The sequence below is a fragment of the Micromonospora sp. NPDC049523 genome (assembly GCF_040676775.1).
In the GTDB taxonomy this organism is placed as follows: domain Bacteria; phylum Actinomycetota; class Actinomycetes; order Mycobacteriales; family Micromonosporaceae; genus Micromonospora_G.
In genome coordinates this window covers 37479-62945 of sequence record NZ_JBFAPP010000020.1, presented here as the reverse complement: position 1 = coordinate 62945, position 25467 = coordinate 37479, and the positions used below count along the sequence as shown (strand labels likewise).

Genomic DNA, 25467 nt, shown 5'->3' with positions numbered 1-25467 from the left:
GCGTCAGAACCCGAGCCACGGGCCCCAGAGCGGGATCCGCAACTGAAGTCCGACGATGAAGATGAGCGTGCCGGCCAGGGTCAGCCCGGCGGCCACCGCCACGGCCGTGAGCAGCCGTACGCGCGCGCTGGCCAGCGTGGTGAGCAGGGCGGTCACCGCCGACGTCGGTACGAATCCGAGACGCCGGACGGTGAATCCGAAAAACAGGACGGCGAGCACGATGACCGCGACCGCACGCCACGGGATCGACCCGAACGCGACCACCTCACCGGCGACGAGTCCCTTGACGACGATCGCCAGCCCCAGGACGGCCACGGTCGCGCCGACCAGCAGCGGGAAGGCGCCGGGGCCCATCCGCAGTGGGGTGCCCAGCTCGTAGCCGAGCGACCCCACGACGAATGCGCCACCGATCAGGACGAAGACTCCCCCGGCGAGCACATCCGGGAAGGACCGGCGGCGCTCCACCTCAGGAGGCCTTGACCCCGGCGTCGGCGATCACCTTCGCCCAGGTGCCGAGCTGCTCCTCGAGCTTGGTCCGGTGCGCCTGCGGGGTCGCGGCCTCGGCCGGGACCGGCGCGGTGCCGAGCTTGGCCATCTGGTCGATCACCGCTTGATCGGCCAGTGCCACCTTCAGCGCCTCGGACAGCTTCTGTACGACCTCCTGCGGCGTGTCGGCCGGGACGTAGAGACCGTGCCACACGCTGACCTGGAGCTGGGGCAGCCCGGCCTCGGCCGTGGTGGGCAGGTCGGGCAGGCTCCTCACCCGCTCCGGCGTGGTCACCGCGTACGCCTTCACCTCGCCCGCGGAGATCTGGCCGCTGGTGTTGGTCGTCTGGTCGCACATGAAGTCGACCTGGCCGCCGACGAGGTCGGTCAGCGCCGGGCCGGTGCCCTGGTACGGGACCTCCTGGAGCTTGACCCCGGTGGCGCTCTGGAACAGCAGGCCGCACAGATGGGACGCGGCACCGATACCGGCGTTGGCCAGCGTGACCTTGTTGGCATTCGCCTTCACGTGGGTCACGAGGTCCGGCAGCGTCGCGGGCGGGAAGTCCTTCCGGGCGACGACCGTCATCGGCACCTCGGTGACCAGCCCGATCGTCTCGAAGTCCTCCAGCGGCTGGTAGCCCAGGTTCTTGTACAGGGCGGGCGCCGTCGACATACCGATGTGGTGCATGAGCACGGTGTAGCCGTCCGGTTCGGCCCGCGCGACCTCGCCGGCGCCGACCGTACCGCCGGCGCCCTCGACGTTCTGGACAACGATCTTGGCACCGAGCTTCGCGGCCATCGGCTCGGCGATCATGCGGGTGACCGTGTCTGTCGGACCGCCCGCGCTGAACGGCACGACGAACGTGATGTTCTCGTCCGGGTAACCGCTGGCGCCGCCTCCGCCGGTCGCGCCTCCGTCGCCGGAACAGGCGGCGACGAGCGAAACGAGGCCGATCGCGGCGATCATCCGCGTGGCGACCCGGTACCTGTCGGTCGTTTCCATATCGCGCCCTCCTCGTCAGCGCAGGCGCATTCGTCGGCGAGTGCGCGGACCCAGTCTCGGCTGGTAGGGACGCCGATGGTGTCAGAGAAATCCCAAGGAATGCTCCGCATGTCAGAGGAATCCAAAGAAGTCAGGGCTGACACGAGCGTCGATCCGAGGCGTACAATTCGCGGGTATGCGGATCACCGTCATCGAAGATGACGACCGCGTGGCGCGGGGTCTGGTGACCGTCCTTGCCCAGGCGGGCTTCGAGGTCCACCGCATCGCCACCGCCGCGGAGGCAGCGCATGCCGCCCCATCCGACGTGGTCCTCGTCGACCTCGGTCTGCCCGACGGCGACGGACTCGACGTGATCCGCAAGCTGCGCGACCGTCCGGAGACCGCCGTCATCGCCGTGACAGCACGGTCGGAGGAGCACGAGCGGGTCCGTGGCTTGCGCGCCGGCGCCGACGACTACATCGTGAAACCGTTCGGCATCCCGGAGTTGCTGGCCCGGATCGACGCCGTGCTGCGGCGTACCCGGGTGGCTCGTGCGCTGAGCCACCCGGACGGGCCGCTCGTCCTCGGCCCGATGCGGATCGGCGTCGGCACCCGCGAGGTCACCGTCGACGGCACACCCGTGACGCTGACCCGCAAGGAGTTCGACCTGCTCCTGCTGCTGGCCCGCCGGGCGCCGAACGTGGTGAGCCGGGAGGTCATCCTCGACCAGATCTGGGGCGCGACCTGGGAGTCCTCGAGTCGCACCCTGGACACCCACATCGCGGCGTTGCGGCACAAGCTCGGGCTGGCGGTGCTCATCCGTACGATCCACGGGGTCGGCTATCGGCTCCTGGCCGACCAGCCGGAGCTGATCGGCTGACGCGCCGTGCACCGTCGCCTGCTCGCCGTCCTCGTGCCCCTCGCGGTGCTGCTCGTCACGGCGCTCGGTGCGCCGCTCAGCGTCACCGTCGCCGAGCGGGAGATGCAGGAGACGTACGTCGACCGGCTGGGCGACGTCGGCCGGTTCGCGTCGCTGGCCGAGACCGCGCTGTCGAGCGGACGCACCGAGGCGCTCCACCAGGAGCTGGCGCGCTACCACAGGCTGTACGGCATTCCGGTCGCACTGATCGACACGTCGGGCAAGGTGCTGCTCGGACCGGCCGCCGCGTACCAGCAGGCGGCGCACGCCGAGCCGGCGTTGCCCCGGATCGTCACCGCGGCGCTGGCCGGGGCCCGATCCGAACCGTCCGGGAAATGGGCACCGTGGGACGACTCCGCCCTCGTCGTAGCCGAGCCGGTGGGCCGGGACAGCGAGGTCGTCGGTGCCGTCGTGACGATCTCCGACCTGTCGAAGACGCGCGATCGCATCCTCGTACGCTGGGCCCGGCTGGCCGGGCTCGGGCTGTTGCCGCTGATCGCACTGGTGGTCGTCGCCTGGCCGGTTTCGGCGTGGGTGCTGCGGCCGGTACGGAAGCTGGACGCGGCGACCTCGCGGATCTCCGAGGGCGACCTGACGATCCGTGTCGACGCGGAGGCCGGCCCGGTGGAGCTGCGGCGGCTGACGGAGTCGTTCAACACCATGATGGACGCCGTCGAGAACGCGGTGCAGCGGCAGCGGGCATTCGTGTCCGACGCGTCGCACCAGTTGCGCAACCCGTTGACCAGCCTTCGGCTCGCGGTGGAGAGCCTCGAACTGCACCTGCGGCCGGAGGGCGACGGGCGGCAGATGTACGAGGTCGCCGTCGAGGAGCTGAAGGCGATGCAGCGGATGCTGAACTCGCTGCAGGCCAGTGCGCGTATGGAGAGCCTGCGGACGGCGTCACCGGTGGATCTCGACGAGGTGCTGACGACCCGGGTGGACCGGTGGCGGGCGTTGACGGCGACCGCGGGGCAGACCCTGGCGGTCGACGTGCCCCCGGGGCTGCGGCTGCTGGAGCCGCCGGGCGGACTGGGCAGCATTCTGGACGAACTGATCAGCAACGCGTTACGGCTGTCGAACGCGCGGGTGGTGGAGGTGAACGCCCGAGTCGTCCCCGGTGGTGCGGGTGCTGGAAACGGCCACGGCGCCGAGGTCGGAGGAGTGGTCACGATCACTGTCCGTGACGATGGCCAGGGGATCGACGCCTCCGAGTGGGAGCAGGCACTACGGCGGTTCTGGCGGTCGCCTCGGCACCAGAACGTCTCCGGGACCGGCCTGGGGCTGGCGATCTGCGCCGACCTGGTCGGTGGGGCCGGGGGCGAGTTGCGGCTGGAGGAGGGCTTACCGCGTCCGGACGGGTCCGGGCACGGATTCGCCGCGGTGATCGCGTTACCGGTCGTACCGCGGGTCGCGTCGTCGTCCGCTGCCCCGGCTCGATCGCCGAGCTGAGACCCGGCCGCGTTGCCGGCCTGTCGCTGTCTCGGTCAGCGCTTCTGGTCGCGGAACCAGGCGGCCGAGCCCGGGTGGAGCGGGATCGACGCGGTGGAGATTCCGGTACGTACGTTGATCCGCCACGCCTCGGGTACGGCCTCGGCGACGTCGCGGCTTTCGGAAGCGATCGTCCCGGCATGCGTGAAGATCGTGTCGGTGATGGCGTAGACCAGGTCGTCGGGCAGGTCGTTGCGCGCAAGAAGCACGTTCGGTACGGCGACGGTCCGGGTGGCCGGGACGTCGGCGTAGGCGGTCGCGGGAATCGTGGCCGGGGCGTAGGGGCCCGGGTACGCCGTGAAAAGCGCGTCTGCCTGTGCGTCCAGCGGGATCAGCCGGATGGGGTGCCGCTGCGCCAACTCCGTGATGGCGGGTGTCGGGACGCCGGTCAGCGAGAACATCGCGTCGATCTCGCCGTCGCGCAGTGATGCCGCCGATTCGGCCTGGCTGAGGAACCGACCGTCGGCCTTCACCGGGCCAAGTTCCAGGACCCGCAGCGACGTGAACTCGGTGCCCGAGTCGCGGGCGCCGAGGGAGATGCGTTTGCCGTCGAGGTCCCGGAACTCGTCGATCGCCGAACTGGCCATCACCACGAGGTGCAGGTGACTGTCGTAGAGCCGGCATATCGCCGCGAGCCCCTCGGGCGCACTGCCGTCGGTCGTGATCAGTGCGTCCAGGCTCGTCAGTCCGAGGTGCACCTCGCCGGCCCGCAGCATCCGGATGTTGTCGGTGGACGCCCCGCTCGGCACTGTGGTTACCGTGGCGCCCGGCACATGCTCGGAGATTTGTTCGGCCAGCGCACCGCCGATGCGCCGGTAGACCGCCCCCGCCGGCCCGGTGGCCAGTCGCAGGTGGACCTCGTCGATCTCGGGCTGCTCGGAGCAACCGACGAGCAGCCCTCCGGCGGCAAGGAGCATCGCCCTCCGGCTGATCCGTGGCTTGAGGTTCAGCCCCATGCCGTGATGATACGGACGTCGGTCGCCGCCGACATCACGCCTGATCGATCGTCACCGACCTCCTGCACGCAAATCCTGGCCGGAACGCGACCCTGGCGGAACTAGGACGAGCCGCCGGTACGAGCGAACGCACGCGGAGCCGCCTGTTCCACACCGAGCTGGGGATGGGCTTCCAGCGCTGGCGCACCATCCTGCGCATCCACCACGGACTGGTCCATCTCGCCAATGGCCGGTCCGTCACCGACACCGCGGTGGAGTGCGGGTGGTCCGACCCTTCGAGCTGCATCGAGGCGTTCACCGAGGTCGTGGGCCAGACCCCGGCCGATACCAAGCGGATCTGCGCGACGGCCTGGGGTAGCGCCCCGGACCGCACAACGGGTGCGGGTGGAGTTCGAGCGACGCCACGTTGGCGGCTTACCGGCACCGAAGGACAATCCGGCCCAGGACGCCAACGCCCTGGGCCGGATTGGTACCTCGGTTGTCGGCCTGCCGATCAGACGATGTTGATGTCGCTGCACCACATGTAGGTCTGGTCCATGTGCGACGCCTTCCAGATCACGAACAGGACGTGGTTACCGGTACGTCCGGAGACCGAGACGTTGAACGAGATGTTCTGCGCTGGCGCGTACCGTCCGGTCGTGGTGATCAGGTCCAGGTTGCCCCACCCGACGCTCTGGGTGCTGGGGTTGAACCCCTGCTTGGTGACGTAGACCCGGAAGTAGTCGGCGCCGTGGCTGGCCTGGTCGTACATCTGAACCGTGAAGCTGCGGCCGACGGTGGTCGACTTCCATGCTCCGGGCTGGTTCAGGGTGTCGTTCCTGGAGAGGGCGTTGCTGCACAGCTGTCCGTCCGGGGTACGGGCCTGGTACTGCCCGGCGAGGCCGTCCCGAAGCGCGCTCATCCAGTTCCACATGGTGTCGGGATTGGCCTGGAACGCCCGCCAGCACATGGGGTCTTGTTGCTGCATTGCCGGGTTCGTGTGTTGGCTGCCCCAGGTCTTCCAGCACTGGTAGGCGCGACTTGCCGGGTTGACGATGGTGCCGTGAGCCTGGGCCGCGCCGGCCCAGGGCAGCGTACCGACCACCATGGCGAGCAGCAGGACGAGCGCCCGGAGGGACTGACGGGCGGCTGGCCGGGATCGTCCGCTGGATTGATCGGACTTGTGTGAACGCACTGTTCATCCTCCGTTCCTCGATGCAGAGATCTCGATGGGAACGCTCCCAGCCAACTATTACATCTATGAACTTAAATATCAATGTCGATCTATTTATGGACCCGACCCGACGCCGAGCACGGTCAGACTCCGGCGGCGGCGTCGTACCGGCGGCGCAGATCGGCCATCTCCGAATCGGCCAGCGCCTCCTTGAGTGCCAGCTCCGCGTACCTGTCCGGGAACATGTCCCGCAGCCGGTCGACGAACATGACGTCGGCGGTCGCCTCGACCACCTGGATGCCCGGAGGCTCGGCCGACATGTCCATGATCAACGGGCCGGCCAGCTTGACCGCCACGTCCCAGGGGCGGTTCTGCTCGGCGACACCGCAGAGATGGAAGCCGTAGACCGTCCGTACGTCGGCCAGCGCGGTCACCTCGGCCGGCTCGTAGCCGTAGACGCGAACCCCGCAGATCACCGCCGCCTTCTCCTCGGTGGCCACCTGCTGCACGCCGTGTCCGGCGTGGTTGTGCTGCCCCGGGTCCGCCTGTTCGAGCGTGGTACGCATCCGGGTCATGATCTGCCCTCGCAGCTCCGCCGGCTCCGCCTCCCGGCCGGCCCGGTTCACCAGCACGAAAACGCCGGCCGACACCACCAGCAGGATCACCGCCACCCACACCAGGCGGTTTCGGTACCACCCCGCGAAACTTTCCCAGAAAAACATGATCGCTTCTCACCTCGTCGCCGGTTCGGGAGCGACGGCAGACCGCATCGGACGCCTCTGGTAGGTCAGACGTCGAAAGCGTCGGCTGTCGCGGAGACACGTACGGCGGGCGAGCATGCCCGCCCGGCAGGATGTCCGTCGTCCTGGCGATGGCCCGGCGACGCGGCGTACGAGCGTCTGCCGAAGCGGCGCGCTGCCGGCGCTACGAAGCTCCCGTGCTGGCCGATCCCAGCGCGGTTGCCCCCGCGCTGCGGCGATATGGGCCATTCCAACACGCCCGAATCCGCTCGGGCAACAGAGACGATCCTCAGCGTGAGATCAATCTGGGCCAACCTGCCGACACCGTGCAGGTCACCCGGCACCGGCGTCCAGCCAGGAAAAGCGCGACCACCCTCGCAGGTGCTACCAGGCGGCGACCACACGTTCGGGCTCGTCGTGCACCAGCCGGGCGAGGCTGACCCGGAACTGGAAGGATGTGGTTCGGCCGGTGACGATCACCAGGAGGTTCTCCTCGCTGACGGCGAAGATCTGCCGTCGACGGGGCGACATCGGATGCGTGGGCACATGCTGTCGGGCTGTCGTCATCGCCACCGCCCGCGCTGCCGCCAGGTCCGGACCGGCGGGTTTCACCTCGGACACGCGCCAGTTGCGGCTGTCACCGTGGCTCAGGTTCTCCTCGACGACCACGTACCAGGTTGGCTCGTCCATCATGGTCCTCCCCATCCTCCGCCACCGGCCGCGTCGGTGCCTGGCCTCCTGTGGCAGGGCCGACTGTAGTCAGCATGATCCAGGGCTCAGAACATCCGGAGCTGGTCGCGCAGCGTCCGGGCGACCTGCGCCATCAACGCCTCCGCGTCGGGTTGGACGACGGCCGGCACGCTGGACTCGGTGAGGGCGGCGACCGCGTACGCCGCTCCGTCGGCATGCTCGACCACCCCGACCTCGTGACGGAGATTGAGCAGGGTGCCGGTCTTCGACGACCAGCACGACGCGTCGGAGGCGAAGTCGGGCGCGAGCCGTTGCCGGTGCACGTTGTCGGCCATCAGTCCACGGATCCGGGCCGCGGTCTCGGGATGCACGGACGAGGGTCGCCACAGGCCCTGGAGCAGCTCCACGAAGGCCCTGGCCGATCCGGTGTTGGCGCGGCTGACGTCGAGCTGGGGTACCGGGTGACCGTGTCCGGGGGTCGCCGCCGCGATGGCGAGGGAGTGCACGAGGTGGGCTTCGTTCGGGCCGAGTCGCTCGGCCGGCGTACGGGTGAGTTCGCTGGCGAACTGACGTACCGTGATGCCGTCGAAGCCGAGACGCCGCAGCTCGGCGGTGACCTCGGCGGGTCGGGTCAGCTCGAAGAGGGCGTCGGCGGCCACACTGTCGCTCACCGAGGTGCTCAGGTAGAGCAGGTCGTCGACGGCGACCGTGACCGGGTGGCGGAACTTGCTCAGCCCACTCGGTCCCGCCGTGGTGATCCGACCGGGTGCGACCGGGACCGGGGTCGCCCCGTCCAGCTCACCCCGTTGGATCCGCTCCAGCGTGGCCACCGCGAGCGGCACCTTCACCAGCGACGCCACCGGGAACTCCAGGTCGGGTTCGAGCCCGAGTTCGTCACCGGAGTCCAGGTCGCGTACCAGGAACGAGCCGCGCAGGCCGCCGTCGCGCAGCGCCTCCCGGGCCTCGGCCAGGACCCGTACGGCGCTCACGCCCGTGCCTCGGCGCTGCCCGGCGCACCGAGGCACCGCCCGATCTCGGCCGGCGGCAGCGCCCGGATCCGGTGCGCCTCCTCGCGTGACGCCGCCGCGATGTCGTAGCCGCGTGCCAGGTCCAGCTCGCCGATCGGGTGCCAGTGCAGCCCGAGTTCGTCGGCCTGGCCGCGCGAGCAGAGCAGCAGGTCGGTCGAGTCGAGCACCTGTGCCGCCGCGTCGACGAGTGCGGTCGCCACCGTGACCTGCGCGGGTTGCAGGCCGACCGCGTCGGCCAGCCGGGTCAGCCGGTCGCGTACGTGAGGCACGTCGTCCTCCGGCTGGATCCAGGCTCGTCGTCGGCGCCCTCCCCGGTCCGCCCGACCCGCCCGCAGCGTCTCGAGGTAGACGGCGGTGGCCCCGGCATCGTCGCGGCCGGCGAGGCCGAGCGGCACCCGCCAGGTGCTTCCGGTCGGTGGCACCGCCACGAGCGCCGCCCGTACCTCCAGCCCACGGGCGAGTTCCGCGCGCTCCCCCGGTCCGGCCGGTTGCGGTTCGAGATGCAGGTCGTGCCGTCGGGCCTCGGCGACCAGAAGGGCGAGCGTCCGTGCCGTGCAGATCATGGGTACGGCCAGCCGGAACGGCCGAAGCTTCGCCCGCTCGGCGTCGTGCTCCAACGTCTCGGCGAGTTCGACCAGCCGCCTCGCCGACGGCAGCATGTCCCGGCCGAACGGGGTGAGCAGGACGCTGCGCGACGACCGCTCGAACAGCTTGGCCCCGAAGTGCTGTTCGAGGGCGGCGATGCGACGGCTGGCGACCGACTGCGGGATCCGGGCCGCGGCCGCGCCGACGGTGAAACTGCCGTGCCCGCTGACAGCAACAAATGCCTCACAAGCCCGTACGACATCCACGGCGGGGCAGTCTATGCCGGATCAGCATTGATCCGCACACTTGTGTCTTGGACGGCATCCACCCGGTGATGCGAGGCTCCAGATTGCCCCGGCCGGGCGACGGAACCCACCGAGAACGGAAGGAAGACTCGACGATGCTGATCCGCTTCGTGGTCCCCTCGCCCCGACGTGTCGCGATCGTGGTCTCGGCCGCGCTTGCGCTGGTCCCGCTCGCCGGCTGCGCGGCGAGCGGAACGCCGACCGGCACCGCCCCGTCGGCCACGGCGACGACCCCGGCACCGGTCTCCGGGCTCGGACCCGAGTTCGAACGGCTGGAGACGCGGTTCGGCGCCCGGCTCGGCGTATACGCCCTCGACACCGGCTCCGGTCGTACGGTGGAGTACCGCGCGGACGAGCGATTCGCCTACGCCTCGACGTTCAAGGCACTGGCGGCGGGCGCGGTGCTGGCGGCTACCTCGACGGCCGAACTCGACCAGGTCGTCCGGTACTCCAGCGCCGACCTGGTCACCTACTCACCGGTCACCGAAAAGCACGTGGACACCGGCATGACACTGCGCGCGATCGCCGACGCGGCGGTGCGTTACAGCGACAACACCGCCGGCAACCTGCTGCTGCGTCGTCTCGGCGGCCCCGACGGTCTCGAGCAGGCGCTGCGCGGACTCGGCGACCAGGTCACCGACCCCGAGCGGATCGAGACCGCGCTCAACGAGGCGACGCCGGGCGACCGGCGGGACACCAGCACACCGCGGGCACTCGGCAGCGACCTGCGTGCGTACGCCCTCGGTGCGGCGCTCGACGCGGAGGATCGGACGGTACTGACCGGGTGGCTTCGTGGCAACACCACCGGCGGCAAGACGATCCGAGCCGGCGTACCGGCCGACTGGACCGTCGGCGACAAGACCGGTTCCGGCGGGTACGGCACCCGCAACGACATCGCCGTGGTGTGGCCACCCGACGGTGAGCCCCTGGTACTCGCCATCCTGTCCAGTCGGGACAAGCAGGACGCCGGGTACGACGACGCTCTGCTCGCGGAGGCGGCGAAGGTGGCAGCCGCGGCACTGCGCCGGTAACCCGGACCCTGCCGGCCCGTCGGGACACACCCGGCGGGGCGGCCGGGGCAGCGACAGCTCCGCGACCCCCGGCGGGCGATCTTTGCTCTCCGAGCCGGGCCGGTCTAACGTGCGCAGGTGCAGATCGGCGCTGAACGGGGCCCTGTAGCTGGGGATACAGGCACCTCGGAGCAAGTTGACATTCCCATGCTGGCCTCCGCCCGGGAGGTTCTGGCCCTGCGGGCGTTCCGCCGGCTGTGGATCGTCACCGGGCTGTGCAGTTCGGGGGACTGGCTGGCCCTGTCCGGGCTCGCCGCGCTGGCCAGTACGCTGGCCACCAGCGCCGCTGGGCTGAACTTCGCATTCAGCGGCGTCCTGTTCGCGAACCTGCTGCCCGGCCTGCTGTTCGCGCCGATCGCCGGGCTGATCGCGGACCGGTTCGACCGGCGTACGGTGATGGCCGTAGCCGACCTGGCCCGTTGCGCGCTCCTGTTGTCGATCGCCGTGGTGAACACCTACTGGTGGATCCTGGTCGGCGGCTTCCTCGTCCAGGTGGCCACGACCATGTGGATCCCGTCGAAGGATGCCTCGCTACCCCGCCTGTTGCGTCGCCCGGAGCAACTCGCGCCAGCGGCCCAACTCGGCCTGGTCATGACGTACGGCATCACGATCGTGGTCGGCGGCGGTCTGTTCATCCTGATCACCGGGGCCGGCACCGTTCTCGGTCTGTCACCCGACGTGATCGGCATGAACGGGCTGACCCGGCTCGCCATCGTCGTCGCGGCGCTGTTCTACCTGGCCAGCGCCACCTCGATCGTCACACTTCTGAGCGAGCTGTCGGGACCCGCCCCAGCGGCCAACCCCGGCCGCCCCAGCGGCGATCCGCTCCAGATCGTGACCGGTGCCGAGCCCGCCGCCACACCTGGTCCGGGGCTGGGCGCCATGATGCGCGACAGCGTCGGCTACCTGCGCGGCACCCCGGTCGTCCGGGGCCTGCTGATCGGCATGATGGGCGCACTCGCCGCAGCCGGCGCCGTGGTCGGTTCGGCCCAGCCGTACGCGTTGAGCCTGCTCGGCGGCCAGGCCGCCTTCGGGCTGCTGCTGCTCGCCGCGTTCCTCGGTCTGGTGGTCGGCATCCTCGGGGCACCCAGGCTGGCCCGCCGCCTGTCGCACGAACGACTGTTCGGCCTCGCGGTCGTCGCCGCCGGAGGTGCGCTCGTGCTGGTGGCGCTCTCCCCACACCTGGCCGTCTCGCTGCCAGCCGTGGTACTGACGGGTGCCTGCGCCGGGGCCGCGTTCCTGACCGGGGTCACCATCATCGGGTTCCGGGTGGAGGACTCGATGCGCGGCCGGGTCAACGCGCTCTACCAGTCGATGCTGAAGGTCGTCCTGGGGTGCTCGGTGGTCCTGACGCCGCTGCTGGTGACGCTGATCGGACAACGACAGGTGACTGTGGGCAGCGCCGACTTCCTGGTCGACGGCACCCGGCCGGTGATCCTCGGCGGCGGAATACTCGCTGCCCTGGCCGGTCTGGTCGCCCAGCGCCAGATGCGCCCGCCTGCCGGCGGCGAGAAGGTCATCCGGGTCGACGAACAGCGCAAACCACAGGATCCGGGCAACGAGCCAGAATGACAACCTGGCTGTGACACCGGGCATCGCGAGGACCTCGTTCGCCGTGGGATTCGCGCGTGCCGTGGTCGCCGGGAACCGGATCTCCGTTCTCGTCGTCTGACCGGCATGACGACACGGACACCCCGTTTGGGCCTGGCGGCGGCCGCACCCGCGTTGCTTCTCCTGGCCGCCTGCGGCCCTCAGCCGAGCGTTGGAAGTTCGCCCCCGATGGATGTCGGATACCTGGACGGCGACGCAGTCGTGCTGCGGGTCGACTACACCGGCGGTTTCGTGCCGGTCGAGACGATCCCGAGCCGTCTGCCGGTGGTGTCGATCCACGGCGACGGTCGGGTGATCACCCAAGGGCCGACTACGCTCGCCTATCCCGGCCCCGCGCTACCTAACCTGCTGCAGACGGTGATCTCGGCCGAGGACGTGCGGACGCTGGTCAAGAGGGCACAGGACGCGGGGGTCGGCGCCTCCACCGACCTCGGCCAGCCACCGGTCGCCGACGTCCAGAACACCCGGTTCACGCTGGTCACCCCCGACGGCACCAAGACGTTGGAGGTCGTCGCACTGGGCATGGAGGACGCGGGTGGCCTGACCGACGCGCAGCAGGCAGCCCGTAAGAAACTCTCCGACCTGGTCGGCGCGTTGAGCGACCTGCACACCACTCTCGGTGACGACAAAATCGAGGAGCCCGCGCCCTACGCGCCGGTGGCGATCGCGGCGATCGTGACGCCGTATGTGACGCAGCCCGATCCGGCACTGCCGGCCCAGCCCGCCGTGGACTGGCCGGGGCCGGCCCTACCGGGCGACAAGCTCAACGCCACCGTCGACGTCGGCTGTGTGGCGGTCGCCGGCGACGACGCGAGCAAGGTGATCGGCGCGGCCCAGAAGGCCAACGCCGACACACCGTGGCAATCGGGCGGCAAGCAGTGGAGGATCGTGTTCCGGCCGCTGCTCCCCGAGGAGACCGGCTGCGCCGACCTGGCCACCCGGAGCTGACGCGCTGGATCGGCCCGGACGCAGTGGGGTGCCGGCTGGGCCCGGGTGCCGCTGACGTACGCCAACGGCGACGGCAGCTCGACCCGGGCCTGTTCAGCGAGCTTCCACTGTTTGTCCTACGTGGTGATGCCTCCGACCTGCGTCTGCAGGCCGGGGGCGGCCAGGTCGTCCTCGATCTCCTCCAGCGCTTCGCCGCGCTGGGTCTCGTCGTCGCCGGCCAGGGTCAGCACCGCGTAGGTGGAACGGCGGCCCTCGTCGACCAGGGTCGGGCTGTTCGTGCTCCAGTAGGTGACGGTGCTGGTCACCACATCGTTGGGAAGTGAGTCGAGCGTCTCGTCGACGGCCTGCTGGAACGCCGGATCGTCGAACCCCGCGGTGGTCAACGAGCCGAATACCTGCGTACCCCAGATGCCACCGAACGCGATCAAGGCCACCGCAAGGGCGATCACCCACCACCGCCAACGGACCATCGTCCGCCCGAGACGCTCGAACATCACTGCCCCCCTTGGGCCTTCGTCAGCGCGCGGCGCGCTTGATGAACTCCGCCGTCGCGGCCGGCTGCGCGATCATCGCGACATGCGAGGCGCTGACCTCGGCCGTGTGTGCGCGGGCCCGCTGCGCCATGAACCGCTGCGCCGCGGCGGGGATCACGTTGTCCTTGCGGGCGACGAGGTACCAGGAAGGGATCGTCGTCCACGCAGGGACGCCGGACGGCTCCCCCAGCGTGGTCGCGTCAGCCGGTCGCTGCGACGCCCACATCAGGTCGGTCGTCGCCCTCGGCACGTCCGCGGCGAACACGTCGCGGAAGGCCGCTTTCTTGATGTACCCGTCGACGTGGCCCTCACCGTAGGGACGGAAGTCCAGCGCCGCCTCGTCCAGCTTGCTTCCCGGGTACGCCGTCTGCAGCCCCAGCAGCGTTTCGCTATGGTCGGGTACGAACGCGGCGACGTACACCAGGGCCTTGACGTTCGCGTTGCCGGTCGTGGCGTTCGTGGTGACCATGCCGCCGTAGGAGTGCGCGACGACCACCAGGGGGCCGTCGAGGGTGGCGAGAACACTTGCCAGGTAGGCGGAGTCGGCGCTCACCCCGCGCAGCGGGTTCGCCGGGGCGATGACCGGGTAGCCATCCCGGATGAGCCGGCTGGCCACGCCGTTCCAGCCGGAGGCGTCGGCGAACGCACCGTGCACGAGAACGACGGTCGGTTTGGGTCCGTTCCCGGGACGGGTGTGTGCCTGTGCGGCCGGCGCCGCGAACAGTGCGCCGGTCGCGGCCGCGGCGGATCCAGCCAGCAACGTGCGGCGGGTCGTCTTCATCAAAATGGTCCCTTCAGTACCGATGTCAATCGGCGGCCAGCGTAGGGACGCGTACTTGACGAACACTGAAGCAGCAGTTCAATCGTCGTCAAGTACGTCGACCTAGCCTGCGGAAATGAATTCGACAATGAGCGATACCGCCGTGAAGTGGGGACTGTGGTCCCACATTCTCTCCTACGTCCTGGCCAATTTGGCCCAGGTCGTGGTGTGGTGGATTTTCGATCCGGAACATTTCTTCTGGCCGCTGTGGTCCATCCTCGCCTGGGGTATCGGGCTGGCGTTCCACGTCTGGGCGGTCAACCGTCGGTTGCGGGGCTGAGCGCGGTCACGGTTTAGGGGACGGAAGCGGAGGGGTACGGCATGCGGAACCACCGCACCCCTCCGCGAACAGATCGTCAGCGCGCGGTCTCCCGGGCAGCCTTCTCGATGAACGCCACGGTCGTTTCCGGCTGCGACGCGAACACCATGTGCGAGGCACCGCTGACAACCTGAACCTTGGCGTCGGCACGCTTGGCCATGAACTCTTGAGCGGCGGGCGGAATGATCTTGTCCTCCCCTGAGATCAGGTTGTAGTTGGGAATCGTGTGCCACGCCTGCGGACCGGTCGCGGGCTCACCGAGCGCGGCACCGGTAGCCGGGCGCTGCGCGATCGCGTAAAGCGCGGCCTCCTCGGCGGGCACGTCGGCCGCGAACCGGGCGTGGAACACCTTCGGTTCGATATAGAGGTCGACCTGCCCGTCCGGCAGCGGCACCGGTTTCAGGGACTCCCCGACCGTGCTCCCGGGGAACTTCTCGACCAGTTCCTGAACGGCCTCCCCGGTCTCCGGCACGAACGCCGCCAGGTAGACCAGCGCCTGGATGTCCGGGTTCCCCGTGGCGGCCGACGAGATGACAGCGCCGCCGTACGAGTGGCCGACCAGCACGATCGGACCCTCGATGCTCTCCAGCAACGCCTTCACCTGCGCCGCGTCGAAGGAGAGCCCACGAAGCGGGTTGGGTGCCGCGACCACCGGGTAGCCGTCAGCGAGCAGCCCCTGGGCGACCGCGTTGAACCCGCTGCTGTCGGCGAACGCTCCGTGCACCAGCACGATCGTCGGATTCGTCACGGTCGACCACCTGGACGGGTGCCGGACGCGGTCACCACGAACACGCTCGGGTCGGCCGCCGCGACGACGGCCGTGGCCGCGGCGGAGGCCGCGGGTTTCTTCCTGTTGAGCACTTTTCCTACTCCCTCGTCGGCTCGTCGGGTTCTCCCGACGAGCCGACGCTAGAAGCAGTCAGTTGACAGGAACTGGATACCGACTGAAGGGGCGTGCCAGGCGGCGGCACCGACCGGTGGGGATGAGCTTGTCCGCGTCAGACATGGACGGGGACCGGGGACGGCTTTGTCCGGGCGACCGTCGTCACGTACAGCAGCAGCCCGGCGGTGGTGAGAACGAAACCGGCCCAGACCGTGGAGAGCGCGCCCCAGCCGGCATCGAGGGTGATCGCGCCACCGATCGCGCCCAACGAGTTGGCCAGGTTGAGGGCGGCGAGGTTGAGGGCGCCCATCAGGGTCGGCGCGTCCGGGGCGAAGCCGGTCAGCCGCACCTGGATGGTCGGGATCGCGAACATCATGGTCGCGCCGACGCCGAACAGGCAGGGCAGCAGGATCGCCAGGTTGCTTCCGGCCACGCCGATCAGCACGAGCAACACCAGAACGCCGCCGTAGCCCCAGATCAGGCCGCGGTCGGCATCCCGGTCGGCGACGCGTCCGCCGAGGTGGTTGCCGACAGCCATGCCGACGCCGAAGACGGCCAGCGCGGCCGGGATCAGCGTGGCGTCGCGCAGCGCGGCGTCGGTGACGAACGGGCCGATGAACGTGTAGACGGCGAAGATGCTCGAGATGCCGAGCGACGCCACCGCGAACATCAGCCAGACGTTCAGACGACGCAGTGCGCCCAGCTCGTTCGCGATGGAGCCGCCGCGCAGGTCGTCGGTGCGCGGCAGCCAGGCGACCAGGGCAGCGCCGGCCAGCAGACCGATCGCGACCACGGCCCAGTACATGACACGCCAGCCGGCGTTCTGGCCGATGAAGGTGCCGAGCGGCGATCCGATGATGGTGGCGATGGTGAGTCCTCCCATCACCGTGGCGAACGCCTTGCCGCCACGCCCCGGGCCGTACACGTACGCGGCGACGACGGCACCGGCACCGAAGAACGCACCCTGCACACTGCCTGCGACGAACCGGAAGACGACGAGCAGCGCGATGTTCGGCGCCGACGCCGAGAGCCCGTTGCCGACCAGAAACAGCACGACCAGGCCGAGCAGCAGGGTGCGTCGGTTGACCCTGGCCGCGAGGAGGGTGATCGCCGGAGAGCCGATCACCACCCCGAAGGCGTACGCGGTGATCGCGTACGTCGCGACCGGGATCGTCACGTCGAGGTCGGACGAGAAGAGCTGGATGATGCCGTTGCTACCGAACTCGCCGGTACCGATCGCGAAGGTGCCCAGCGCCAGCGCGAACAGGGTCAGTTTCGGATTGCGGATGCGCGACGTGGCGGCGGTGTGCCGGCCCTCCTCGGCAACACACTGGCCTTCGAAAGCTTGCTGATGCATGTTCCGTCCTCGGCAGGAGACATTCGTCGGTCGATCCTGTCGGTGCCGGGTTGACGACCAATTTATTCACCTTTCTCGATCGATACCGAGAAACGCCCGGCGGTTCGCGTACGCCGTGCAGCCGCACAAGGCGCGTACAGGCTGCGGTGCCCGGCGCGGCACCGCTTCCCCGTCGACCGAGTGGTCCGCGCTACGAAGCCCGCCGAGGGCACTGGACGGCGCGTCAAGTTCGTGTTCAGCGCGGCCCGGCAGGATTCGGGTGCCGGCGGGTATCCCCCGAGGCCCGCCGGCCCACCCCGCCGCGAAGCACGGAGGGTCCAGATGAGCGACAACCCGCCACCGAGCGGTCGTTTTCTCGACGACGAGCAGTTCCGCCGACTCGCCGCGTACGGCGAGGTCGAGCATGCCGAGATCGGGCGGAACCTGTTCGCGTCCGGCGACGATTCCTACGATCTCTTCCTGCTCCGTACGGCGACCGTCGACATCGTCCGGGAGGCGACCGCGATCGAGCCGGAACGCCGCGTCTACCACGGTCGCCCCGGCGACTTCCTCGGCGAACTCAGCCTGCTCACCGGTCAGCATGTGTACCTGACCGCGCGGGTGGTGTCCGCCGGGACGATCGTCCGGATCGGCGCGGCGACGCTGCGCCGGGTCCTGGCCGAGCAGGTCGACATCGCCGACCTGCTGATCGAGGCATTCCGGGCACGCCGCGACACCATCCGTACGGCGGCTGGCAATGCCCTGGAGATCGTCGGCCGGGCCGAGGATGCGGCGGCGCGGGCGCTGCGCACGTACGTCGCGCAGTTGCTCCTGCCACATGCCTGGTTCGACGCGATGTCGCCGGCCGGGCTCGCGCTGATGAGGTCGGCCGGGCTGGCCCCGGCCGACCTCCCAGCCGCGACGATCACTGGCTCGGTCCTGCGGAACGCGACGCCCGAGACGGTCGCCGACGCGCTCGGTCTCACCTACCGGTCCGACGGGAGGCAGGCCGATCTCGTCGTGGTCGGCGGTGGCCCGGCCGGCCTGGCCGCCGCCGTGTACGCGGCGTCCGAGGGCCTGGCCACCGTGCTGCTGGACCGCTCCGGGATCGGCGGCCAGGCAGCCAAGAGTTCCCGGATCGAGAACTACCTGGGCTTTCCGCAGGGCATCAGCGGAGAGCAGCTCACCCGGCTCGCCATGGTCCAGGCGCTCAAGTTCGGGGTACGGATCTTCTCGCCCTGTGCGGTCGCCAGCCTCGACCTCGCTGACGACCGCCGGCCGGCAGTGCTGCTGGCGGACGGTTCGCGTATCGAGTCCCGAGCGGTGATCGCCGCGACCGGGGTGCACTACCGGCGTCTCGACATCCCGAACTGGGTGCCCTTCGAGAAGGGCGGCTGCATCCGTTATGCGGCGACGGACCTGGACGTCCGGGGGTACGAGCACCAACCGGTCGCGGTCGTCGGCGGCGCCAACTCGGCCGGGCAGGCGGCGCTGTCCCTGGCCGCTCGCGGCGCGACCGTCGATTTGATCGTCCGCGGCACCGACCTCGGCGCCAGCATGTCGTCCTACCTGACCGACCGGATCCGGATGGACCCCCGTATCCGGCTCCACACCGGCACGGAGGTCCGCGACCTGGAAGGCGACGACACCCTCGCGTCGATCGTCGTCGAGCGGTCCGGCGGAGGCCGCGACCGGCTGGACTGCCGGGCGCTGTTCTGCTTCATCGGCGCCGACCCCGTGTCGGACTGGCTGACCGGCGTGGTCAAGGACGAGAACGGCTTCGTCCTGACCGACGGCAGGCTGCCGGCCGGGGCGTACGCCGCGCCACTGCCGTTCCAGACCAGCGCGCCGCGGGTGTTCGCGGTGGGTGACCTCCGCGCGGGCTCGACGAAACGGGTGGCGACCGCGGTCGGCGAAGGCGCGAGCGCGGTCTCCTCGGTCCACGCGGTGCTCGCGGCCGGTTGATCCGCCTACCGGTCCGCCTTCTCCGCGAGGCGGGCCAACCGGGTCCGCAGGTTCCAGGTGCCCAGCTTGGGTCCGTGCTGGTGCGGTCGACGAGAAACGCCTGCCCGCAGGGGCGATTGGCGATGCTCCCGCCGTCAGGTACGCGGCGCCCCGTCCACGGAGGCGTCGCTACGCCGATCCGTACCAGGCGGTGTCGCGGGGGTGGTGCCGTCGGGGTGGGTCACGCCCGCCGCCGCGCCCGCCGCCTCCGGGGCGGCCGTGGACTTGCGACGGTGGAACGTGAAGGTCATGACCAGCACGACCACCGCACCGACGATCAGCCCGAGGATCGCGCTGGCCACCGTGTTGACGAGCCAGCCGAGCAGCCCACCGAGGACACCCGCGGCGTCGTGGACGGCTTCCTCCGCGTGGTGCACGGCCTCGTACAGAATGTGCAGGCCCAGCTCGTCCGCGCCGACCAGCAGGATGTGTCCGCCCACCCACAGCATCGCGGCGGTGCCGACGACCGTCAGCACGGTGAGAACCACCGGCATCGCCTTCACCAGACCCCGGCCGAACCTGGCCGCGGCACCGGAGAGTTGCGCCAGGCGCAGTCCGGCATCGTCCATCCTCACGATCAGGGCCACGACGCCGTACACCAGGACGGTGATGACGACGGCGACGAGGGCCAGGATCACCAGGCGGGACCAGAACCCCTCCTCGATCACCTCGTTGAGGGCGATGACCATGATCTCGGCCGAAAGGATCAGGTCGGTCCGTACGGCCCCGGCCACCAGCGTCTTCTCGTCCTGCACCCTCTCCTCGCCCGCACCGTGGGCATCGTGATGGGCGACCTTGGCCCACACCTTCTCCGCGCCTTCGTAACACAGGTAGGCGCCACCGAGCATCAGGATCGGGGTGAGCAGCCAGGGCACGAACTGACTGAGCAGCAACACCGCCGGCAGGATGATGAGGAACTTGTTGCGTAGCGACCCCAGGGCAATGCGCTTGACGATCGGCAGCTCGCGCTCGGACGCCAGGCTCCGCACGTACTGCGGTGTGACGGCGGCATCGTCGACGACGACACCCGCGGCCTTGGCACCGGCTTTCGCCGCGGCCGCCCCGATGTCGTCGACGGACGCGGCAGCGGCGCGAGCCAGCGCCGCCACGTCATCCAGCAGGGCTACGAGTCCACTGGCCAAGGGATGGTCCTTCCAGGGTTGAGCAGAGTCCGGGCTGACCCATTCTCGCTCAGGTACCTGTCCGAGGCATGCTGCCGGCCGGGTGAGATGTCGAGATCAGTGTGACCGTGCCGTCCACCTCGTCGGGCCGAGCCGTCCTACGGTCCTTCGAAGGTCAGATACGGCAGTGTCATGGTGTGGATCACCACTGGGGTGGCACTGGCGAAGTCGGTGCCGCCGTGCCAGCGGACGCCGCTCGGGCAGAGACACTCCCACTTGACCTGCTGACCGCCGAGGACCATGGGCCGGACGTGGTGGCTGGCGTCGTCGTCCTCCCCGACGGCCACCACCTCCCCGGTCACCACGTTACGCATCAGCAGGCGGAGCGGACCCGGTGGCTCGTCCGGAATGCGCACGCCGACATAGGTTCCGCTGGAGAGCCTGAAGAGGTACGGCTCCGTAGCGCCGACCGTCGCCGGAACCAGGTCGGCAAGCAACCGGTTGCCCACCTGCCCGCTCCACTGGTACGGGTGCTGGTCGGACTTGAACAGCAACGGCCACTCGTACGGGCCGAGCCAGTCGATGCGGAACGAGCCGTCGTCGGCGATCGGCGAGTAGCGCAGGTCTCGGCGGTTGTCCGGGGTGGGGCTGACAATGCCGACGGTGCCGTTCACGATCTGCGGCCCCGGGCCGGGACGCCGCTGCCCGACGATGGTGGCTCGGTCATCCAGCTTGATCTTCGGCACCGGCGTCGTCTCGCCGGTGTCCAGCGTTATCCGCCGGGCGGTCTTCTGCGATCCGGTGCCACCATCCGGGCCGACCCACTGGGCGCCGTACCGGCTGCCCGAGTCCGGCAACACGAACAAGTTGTACGCGCCGGCCGCCGACACCTCCACCTGAACACGGCCGTCAGCGTCGCTGCGGGCCGGGCAGAGGTCCGGCCAGCTGAAGGACAGCACCGGGGTCGCGAAGACACAGATGTTCGGCACCGGTAGATCGGTGGCGCGTGAGACCAGCCTGGTCGTGATGGTCGCGCCGGTCGGGCCGCCGGCCTGCGCAGCGTACGCCGGGGTGCCGACGGCCAACACGACGACGAGTACCGGAGTGAGCACCAGCCCGAGCCGGCGCGGCAGGAACTTCCTCATGCTTGCTCCCCTTTGGTCGTCGCAGAGGCGCCCAGGAACCGCCCGACCTCGGGTCCCCCGTGCAAGCACGCTAACCGATCGAATTGACAGTGCACAGTGGACAAACGGCCAGGCGATCATCGGCATCGAGACCGCGACAGCCGGGCGCGGCCCTCTCGTCGAAGACCGGTGCGACACAGGGAGGGCCGGCCCTTGCGGACCGGCCCTCCCCCTGCCTTCAGTTGTCAGTACGTGCCGAGGTCCTGCCACGGGCCGTTAGGATCGCCCGGCTGCTGGTTCCGGGTCCACCACTTGGCCTTCCAGGTGTGTCCGTTGTACGAGACCACCTCGGCGCCGGTGTAGACCCAGGACGCGGTCCAGGCCCGGACACCGGCCCCGGCCGCGGGGACGAGGACGCCCTGCTCCGCCCACGAGCCGGTCGAAGTGCTACCGGGCTTCTCGTTCTGCGTCCACCACTGGGCGACGTAGGTCGCCCCGTTGTAGGACACCTGGTCACCGTTGTTGTACGCCTTCTTCGAGTCCCAGGCCGGAATCGCCGGCTTCGGCTCGACCAGCGTGAAGGTCACGGTCGTGGCGTTGCCCGCCACGTCGTACACCTTCAGCTCGTTCGCCCCGAGCACCGCCCCGAACGCTCCGGGCTTCACCCCGTTGAGGTCCGAGTAGGTGTTGTCGGCCAGGTCCTTCTCCACCCCGTTCAGGGTGAGCTTGTCGACCTTGTACGCGTCGAACAGCTTGAACGACGCCAGTTCGTACCCGGCCGCGGCGGTGCCGATCGTGTCGGTCGCGCCGTCCTTCACCGTCACCGTCGGACCCGTGACGTCCAGCACGAAGGTCAGCGTCGTGACATTGCCCGCCACGTCGTACACCTTCAGCTCGTTGCTGCCCGCCTTGCCACCGAACGTGCCCGGCTTGACGCCGTTGAGATCGGAGTAGGTGCTGTCGGTCAGGTTCTTCTCGACCCCGTTCAGGGTCAACTTGTCGATCTTGCCGGCGTCGGACAGCTTGAACGAGACGTTGCTGTAGACCCCGTCCTTACCCTTCGACTCCGGCTTCACCGTGATCGCCGGAGCGGTCTTGTCCGGCGCCCCCGGGACAGCGATGTCGGTCCTCATCGCGGGCAGTTCAGCCTCGTCGCCCAGGTAGAAGCTGGCGAATCCGAACTGGTCGTAGCCGGTGTTCTTGTTGGCGACGCCCATGCGGTACATCGGGTCGTGCATCAGCGTACGGATGCCGTACTCGGTCGGCGACAGCGTCGTGACGATGGCCAGGCGGTTGCCGCTGGCCCGGAGAACGAGCTCCTCGCGCCAGTCGCCCATCAGGTCGGCCTTGAGCGTGGGGGTGCTCTTGTTGCCGGTCGACGTAAGACCGGTCGCGAGATACGAGGAGGTCGCGAAGGTCAGGTCGTTGACCGTGCTGATGGTCGCGTTGCTCGCGGCCATGGCCGTCAGGCCGCCGCCGAACCAGATGGCGTACTGGCCGCTGCTCACGTTGCTGCTGCCGTTCAGGAGCTCGCCGGTGACCATGCTCCTGGCACCGTTCTGCGAGAATCCCTGCGCACCCGGCCAGCGGTTGGAGAAGTTGCCGGCCACGGCACCCTCGGCGTCGGTTCCGGCGTACACGCCGAAGACCATCGAGTTCTCGTGGACGATCTCGCCCTGCTCGTTGCGCCGCATACCCTTCATCGGGTCGTGGGCCTCCGGGCCGGGCATCCAGCCAAGCTGATGTCCGGTGCGGATGTCGTCCAACAGGTTTTCCTCGCTGCCGGACCACATGCGGATGTCGTCGTTCTTGTCGACCGGGAGCAGCGCGCTGCGGTCGCCGTGGCGCAGCGGGGCCCACACGTTCAGCGGGTTGTTCCGTACGGCGTCGGTGGCGAACTCGAAGCTGTTGGCAACCGGAGGAACGCTGTTCTGTCCCTCGATCGTGGGCATGGTGTCGCCGTTGACCACCTCGGGCAAGATCTTGGTGCCGTCGGCGTTCAGGTCGAGGACCATGGCCTTCATGACGATCTCGTCCCGGCCGTCGCCGTCGAGGTCGCCGGACTGGGTCTGGTGGTTGCCGCGGTTCTGGTAGTCGTAGGCGCTGCCGCCGAGGGACCAGTACTGCGGGTCGGCCGAGTCGAAGCTGGCCTGGAGTTTCACCTTGCCGTCCACGATGGTGAAGGCGGCCATCGTCGTCCTTGCGTAGTAGCCGCGCTGGGAGACGGCATAGTTGTGCTTGCCGTCCAGAGCTGCCACGACACCGACGTAGCGGTTGGCGCGGTTGCCCTGCGCGTCACCCCACACGGCGGCTTTCCAGGGGTGCTCGAGCCAGTAGGCCTCCGAGGGGGCCATCATCTGCGACTTGTAATCCGCGGGGCCGCTGCCGGCGCCCGGGCCAGGGAAGGCCAGGTAGGAGAAGTTGCCGCGCTGGGTGGCAGGCGTCATGGCCCAGTTGTCGCCGTCGACGCTGCCCTCGTAGCGGAACGGGTACGCGGCACTGTCCACGAGCACGCCCTTGCCGGCGTTGGCGTCCCACTTGAAGGCCGAGAAGAACTCCTGGTCGTCCTTTGCCGGACCGATCGGGCCGACGTGGTACGTCTTGATCCAACGCTTGAGAGCCGGATCGTTCGGTCCGTCGTTGCCGCCCCCGGCTACCGGGACGCGGTAGCTGATGGCGAAGCTGTTCAGCAGCGACCAGTAGGTGTCCAGCGCACCGGTGTTGCCGGTGGTGAAGTACTCCTTGAACTTGTCCGTGGTGGCGTTCAGGCCGTCCTGGCCGCCGACGACGCCCGAATCCGGATACACGACGGACTGCGACGCCTCGTCCCAGTTGCCGACCCGGGTGCCCAGGGCGGTCTTGAGCATCAACTCGGACTTGCCGTCACCGTCGAAGTCCTCGGCGAACAGGGTGGTCTCGTGGTCGTTGCCAGCACGCACGTTGTAGCCCATGTCCACGCGGAACAGCAGGGTGCCGTCCAGCTTGTACACGTCGACGTATTCGGGGGCGGTGGTGGTGTTGCTGCCGCCGAAGATCGGCTCGGAGTACATGGGGTCCTGCTGGGTGCTGCGCCACTTGACGACGATCTCGTACTCGCCGTCGCCGTCGAAATCGCCCACCGTCATGTCATGCGTGGAGTAGGCGCTGCTCTGCGACGTGTGGATCGCGCCGGTGTCGGTCTTCGCGTAGGGAAGCGAGGTGCCGGCGTCCAGGTTCTCGACGTACTTGACGAACTCGGCTTCCAGCTCCTTGTACAGCGCTTCCGTGATCTTGCCGTTCACGAGGGCGTTCGTCAGCGGCCGGGCGGTGGTGTAGGTGGCGACGCCGAGAGCGTTGGGGGTCAGGTTGTGCTCGTTGAGCGAGGCGACCCAACGGTCGAGCTGCTCCTGGGTCACGGTCGTCTGGTCGTCGTACGCCACACGGAAGCCTCTGAGCAGGTCCATGTCGACGACGTACCAGTTCTGGTTCTCGGTACCCGGGATGACCATGTTGGCCGCGTTCATGTTGGTGCCCGGGCCGAACCGCTGGCCGCGGTAGGTGAAGTGGGCGAGCGGCACGGGTGCCGGCGCGGGCTTGAGCGGGATGTAACTCGCCGCTCCCCTGTTGGCCTGGCCTGCCTGGCCCGCCAGGGCTGACAGCATGGGCACGCTCATGCCCTGCTTCTCGCCCTCGACGCCGCCGATGACCGGAGCGACCTCGTAGATGGAGGTGAGGGCGCCGTCCGGGTCGGTGTAGTTGGACGGGGTGACGTCTTCTTTCACGATGCCGGGGTTCGTGGCGTAGTCGCTTTCGGGCTGAACGTCCCTGGGCGCGATGGTGGCGATCTTCGCGAAGTCCGCACTGCCGTCTTTGCGGTAGACGTTCCAGGAGATGCCGTCAGGTTCGTTGCCCAGGAAGCGCCAGCTCAGGAATATCCCGTCTGCGGTCTGGGCGGCGACCAGGCCGCGGGTCAGAAACTCCATCTGGCGCGGACTGGACGCAGTGGCCGCGCTCGCAGCGGGAGAGTTGAGGCCGTACGGGGACAGGCTCACGGCCAGGGCGAGGGTCAGGGGCAAGGGTACGAGTTTACGCAGCGTCTTTCGCACTTTGGTTCTCCATCTCGCTTCGCCCTCCGTTGGGCAAGCGCTTTCCCGCATCATGCAGCCTCCCGCTCCGTCGCGCAAGATCCAACGTTGACATCGCGATCATGTGCCGTTCCGCCGCCAGCGCACACGACGTGAGCTGGGCGTCGGCGGGCTGCCACGCGATCTGCACATGACGTTCGGAGTGCTGTATCTGATCCTGGTTTGACTGTTCGACCGACTCGCCCCGATCACCGGGGGTGATGGCGCCAACCCCGTCGAGTTACCCGTGCCTCGACGCCCAA

At 69.2% G+C, this 25467-nt stretch carries 23 protein-coding genes; 8 read left to right on the top strand and 15 right to left on the bottom strand.

The features are described from left to right. Positions 1-3: 3 nt before the first annotated feature. Positions 4-465, bottom strand: a complete 462-nt coding sequence (locus AB0J90_RS26890) for a tripartite tricarboxylate transporter TctB family protein (RefSeq protein ID WP_363600395.1) — start codon at positions 463-465, stop codon at positions 4-6. A gap of 1 nt (position 466) precedes the next feature. Further along, positions 467-1489, bottom strand: coding sequence for a tripartite tricarboxylate transporter substrate-binding protein (locus AB0J90_RS26885; protein WP_363600393.1), 1023 nt, complete (start codon positions 1487-1489; stop codon positions 467-469). Positions 1490-1664: 175 nt separating this feature from the next. On the opposite strand from AB0J90_RS26885, the gene AB0J90_RS26880 reads away from it, so the two are divergent. Together AB0J90_RS26880 and AB0J90_RS26875 are read left to right on the top strand one after the other, a co-directional pair. Further along, positions 1665-2348: a response regulator transcription factor gene (locus AB0J90_RS26880; RefSeq protein ID WP_363600391.1), complete on the top strand. Its 684-nt coding sequence runs from the start codon at positions 1665-1667 to the stop codon at positions 2346-2348. A 6-nt stretch (positions 2349-2354) separates the two neighbouring features. Then, positions 2355-3836 carry a HAMP domain-containing sensor histidine kinase gene (locus AB0J90_RS26875; RefSeq protein WP_363600389.1) on the top strand — a complete coding sequence of 494 codons (1482 nt, stop codon included), beginning with the start codon at positions 2355-2357 and terminating at the stop codon, positions 3834-3836. Between the two features lie 35 nt (positions 3837-3871). Here AB0J90_RS26875 and AB0J90_RS26870 read toward each other — a convergent pair whose 3' ends face one another. After that, positions 3872-4831 (bottom strand): TAXI family TRAP transporter solute-binding subunit, encoded by a 960-nt coding sequence (locus AB0J90_RS26870; RefSeq protein WP_363600387.1) that lies wholly within the window; start codon positions 4829-4831, stop codon positions 3872-3874. A 164-nt stretch (positions 4832-4995) separates the two neighbouring features. On the opposite strand from AB0J90_RS26870, the gene AB0J90_RS26865 reads away from it, so the two are divergent. Further along, the gene (locus AB0J90_RS26865) at positions 4996-5358 is read left to right on the top strand and encodes a helix-turn-helix domain-containing protein (protein WP_363600385.1); all 363 of its coding nucleotides are present in this window, start codon (positions 4996-4998) and stop codon (positions 5356-5358) included. Here the strand turns inward: AB0J90_RS26865 and AB0J90_RS26860 are convergent. The 5 genes from AB0J90_RS26860 to AB0J90_RS26840 form a co-directional block, all read right to left on the bottom strand. Next, on the bottom strand, positions 5325-6005 hold the full coding sequence (locus AB0J90_RS26860; protein ID WP_363600383.1) for a lytic polysaccharide monooxygenase: 681 nt from the start codon (positions 6003-6005) through the stop codon (positions 5325-5327). The two genes, AB0J90_RS26865 and AB0J90_RS26860, sit on opposite strands and share 34 nt — an antisense overlap. A 122-nt stretch (positions 6006-6127) precedes the next feature. Continuing rightward, positions 6128-6706, bottom strand: coding sequence for a hypothetical protein (locus tag AB0J90_RS26855; protein ID WP_363600381.1), 579 nt, complete (start codon positions 6704-6706; stop codon positions 6128-6130). Positions 6707-7108: 402 nt separating this feature from the next. Then, positions 7109-7417: a hypothetical protein gene (locus AB0J90_RS26850; protein WP_363600379.1), complete on the bottom strand. Its 309-nt coding sequence runs from the start codon at positions 7415-7417 to the stop codon at positions 7109-7111. Positions 7418-7500: 83 nt separating this feature from the next. Next, positions 7501-8403, bottom strand: a complete 903-nt coding sequence (locus AB0J90_RS26845) for a serine hydrolase (RefSeq protein ID WP_363600377.1) — start codon at positions 8401-8403, stop codon at positions 7501-7503. Beyond that, complete coding sequence (locus tag AB0J90_RS26840; protein ID WP_363600375.1) at positions 8400-9293, bottom strand: LysR family transcriptional regulator; 894 nt, start codon at positions 9291-9293, stop codon at positions 8400-8402. Before AB0J90_RS26840 ends, AB0J90_RS26845 begins: the two co-directional genes overlap by 4 nt. A 149-nt stretch (positions 9294-9442) precedes the next feature. Between AB0J90_RS26840 and bla the strand changes: the two genes are divergently transcribed. From bla to AB0J90_RS26825, 3 genes are all read left to right on the top strand, one after another. Then, entirely contained in the window at positions 9443-10363 is a 921-nt protein-coding gene (gene bla / locus AB0J90_RS26835; protein ID WP_363600554.1) for a class A beta-lactamase, read from the top strand. Between the two features lie 186 nt (positions 10364-10549). Next, positions 10550-11974, top strand: coding sequence for an MFS transporter (locus AB0J90_RS26830; protein ID WP_363600373.1), 1425 nt, complete (start codon positions 10550-10552; stop codon positions 11972-11974). A 207-nt stretch (positions 11975-12181) separates the two neighbouring features. Beyond that, positions 12182-12961, top strand: a complete 780-nt coding sequence (locus AB0J90_RS26825) for a hypothetical protein (protein ID WP_363600371.1) — start codon at positions 12182-12184, stop codon at positions 12959-12961. A 116-nt stretch (positions 12962-13077) separates the two neighbouring features. Here AB0J90_RS26825 and AB0J90_RS26820 read toward each other — a convergent pair whose 3' ends face one another. Both AB0J90_RS26820 and AB0J90_RS26815 read right to left on the bottom strand, forming a co-directional pair. Beyond that, complete coding sequence (locus tag AB0J90_RS26820) at positions 13078-13455, bottom strand: hypothetical protein (RefSeq protein ID WP_363600369.1); 378 nt, start codon at positions 13453-13455, stop codon at positions 13078-13080. 22 nt (positions 13456-13477) lie between these two features. Further along, on the bottom strand, positions 13478-14341 hold the full coding sequence (locus tag AB0J90_RS26815) for an alpha/beta hydrolase (RefSeq protein WP_363600367.1): 864 nt from the start codon (positions 14339-14341) through the stop codon (positions 13478-13480). Between the two features lie 61 nt (positions 14342-14402). Between AB0J90_RS26815 and AB0J90_RS26810 the strand changes: the two genes are divergently transcribed. Further along, on the top strand, positions 14403-14594 hold the full coding sequence (locus AB0J90_RS26810) for a 2TM domain-containing protein (RefSeq protein ID WP_363600365.1): 192 nt from the start codon (positions 14403-14405) through the stop codon (positions 14592-14594). 76 nt (positions 14595-14670) lie between these two features. Here AB0J90_RS26810 and AB0J90_RS26805 read toward each other — a convergent pair whose 3' ends face one another. Both AB0J90_RS26805 and AB0J90_RS26800 read right to left on the bottom strand, forming a co-directional pair. Further along, complete coding sequence (locus AB0J90_RS26805; protein WP_363600363.1) at positions 14671-15381, bottom strand: alpha/beta hydrolase; 711 nt, start codon at positions 15379-15381, stop codon at positions 14671-14673. A gap of 250 nt (positions 15382-15631) precedes the next feature. Next, positions 15632-16873, bottom strand: coding sequence for an MFS transporter (locus AB0J90_RS26800; protein WP_363600361.1), 1242 nt, complete (start codon positions 16871-16873; stop codon positions 15632-15634). A gap of 321 nt (positions 16874-17194) precedes the next feature. Between AB0J90_RS26800 and AB0J90_RS26795 the strand changes: the two genes are divergently transcribed. After that, positions 17195-18817, top strand: coding sequence for an FAD-dependent oxidoreductase (locus AB0J90_RS26795; protein WP_363600359.1), 1623 nt, complete (start codon positions 17195-17197; stop codon positions 18815-18817). A gap of 134 nt (positions 18818-18951) precedes the next feature. Here the strand turns inward: AB0J90_RS26795 and AB0J90_RS26790 are convergent, their stop codons facing one another. From AB0J90_RS26790 to AB0J90_RS26780, 3 genes are all read right to left on the bottom strand, one after another. Beyond that, entirely contained in the window at positions 18952-19998 is a 1047-nt protein-coding gene (locus tag AB0J90_RS26790; protein WP_363600357.1) for a DUF808 domain-containing protein, read from the bottom strand. Between the two features lie 137 nt (positions 19999-20135). Beyond that, positions 20136-21122: a hypothetical protein gene (locus tag AB0J90_RS26785; protein ID WP_363600355.1), complete on the bottom strand. Its 987-nt coding sequence runs from the start codon at positions 21120-21122 to the stop codon at positions 20136-20138. 224 nt (positions 21123-21346) lie between these two features. Then, entirely contained in the window at positions 21347-25156 is a 3810-nt protein-coding gene (locus AB0J90_RS26780; protein WP_363600353.1) for a carbohydrate-binding protein, read from the bottom strand. Positions 25157-25467: the final 311 nt, after the last annotated feature.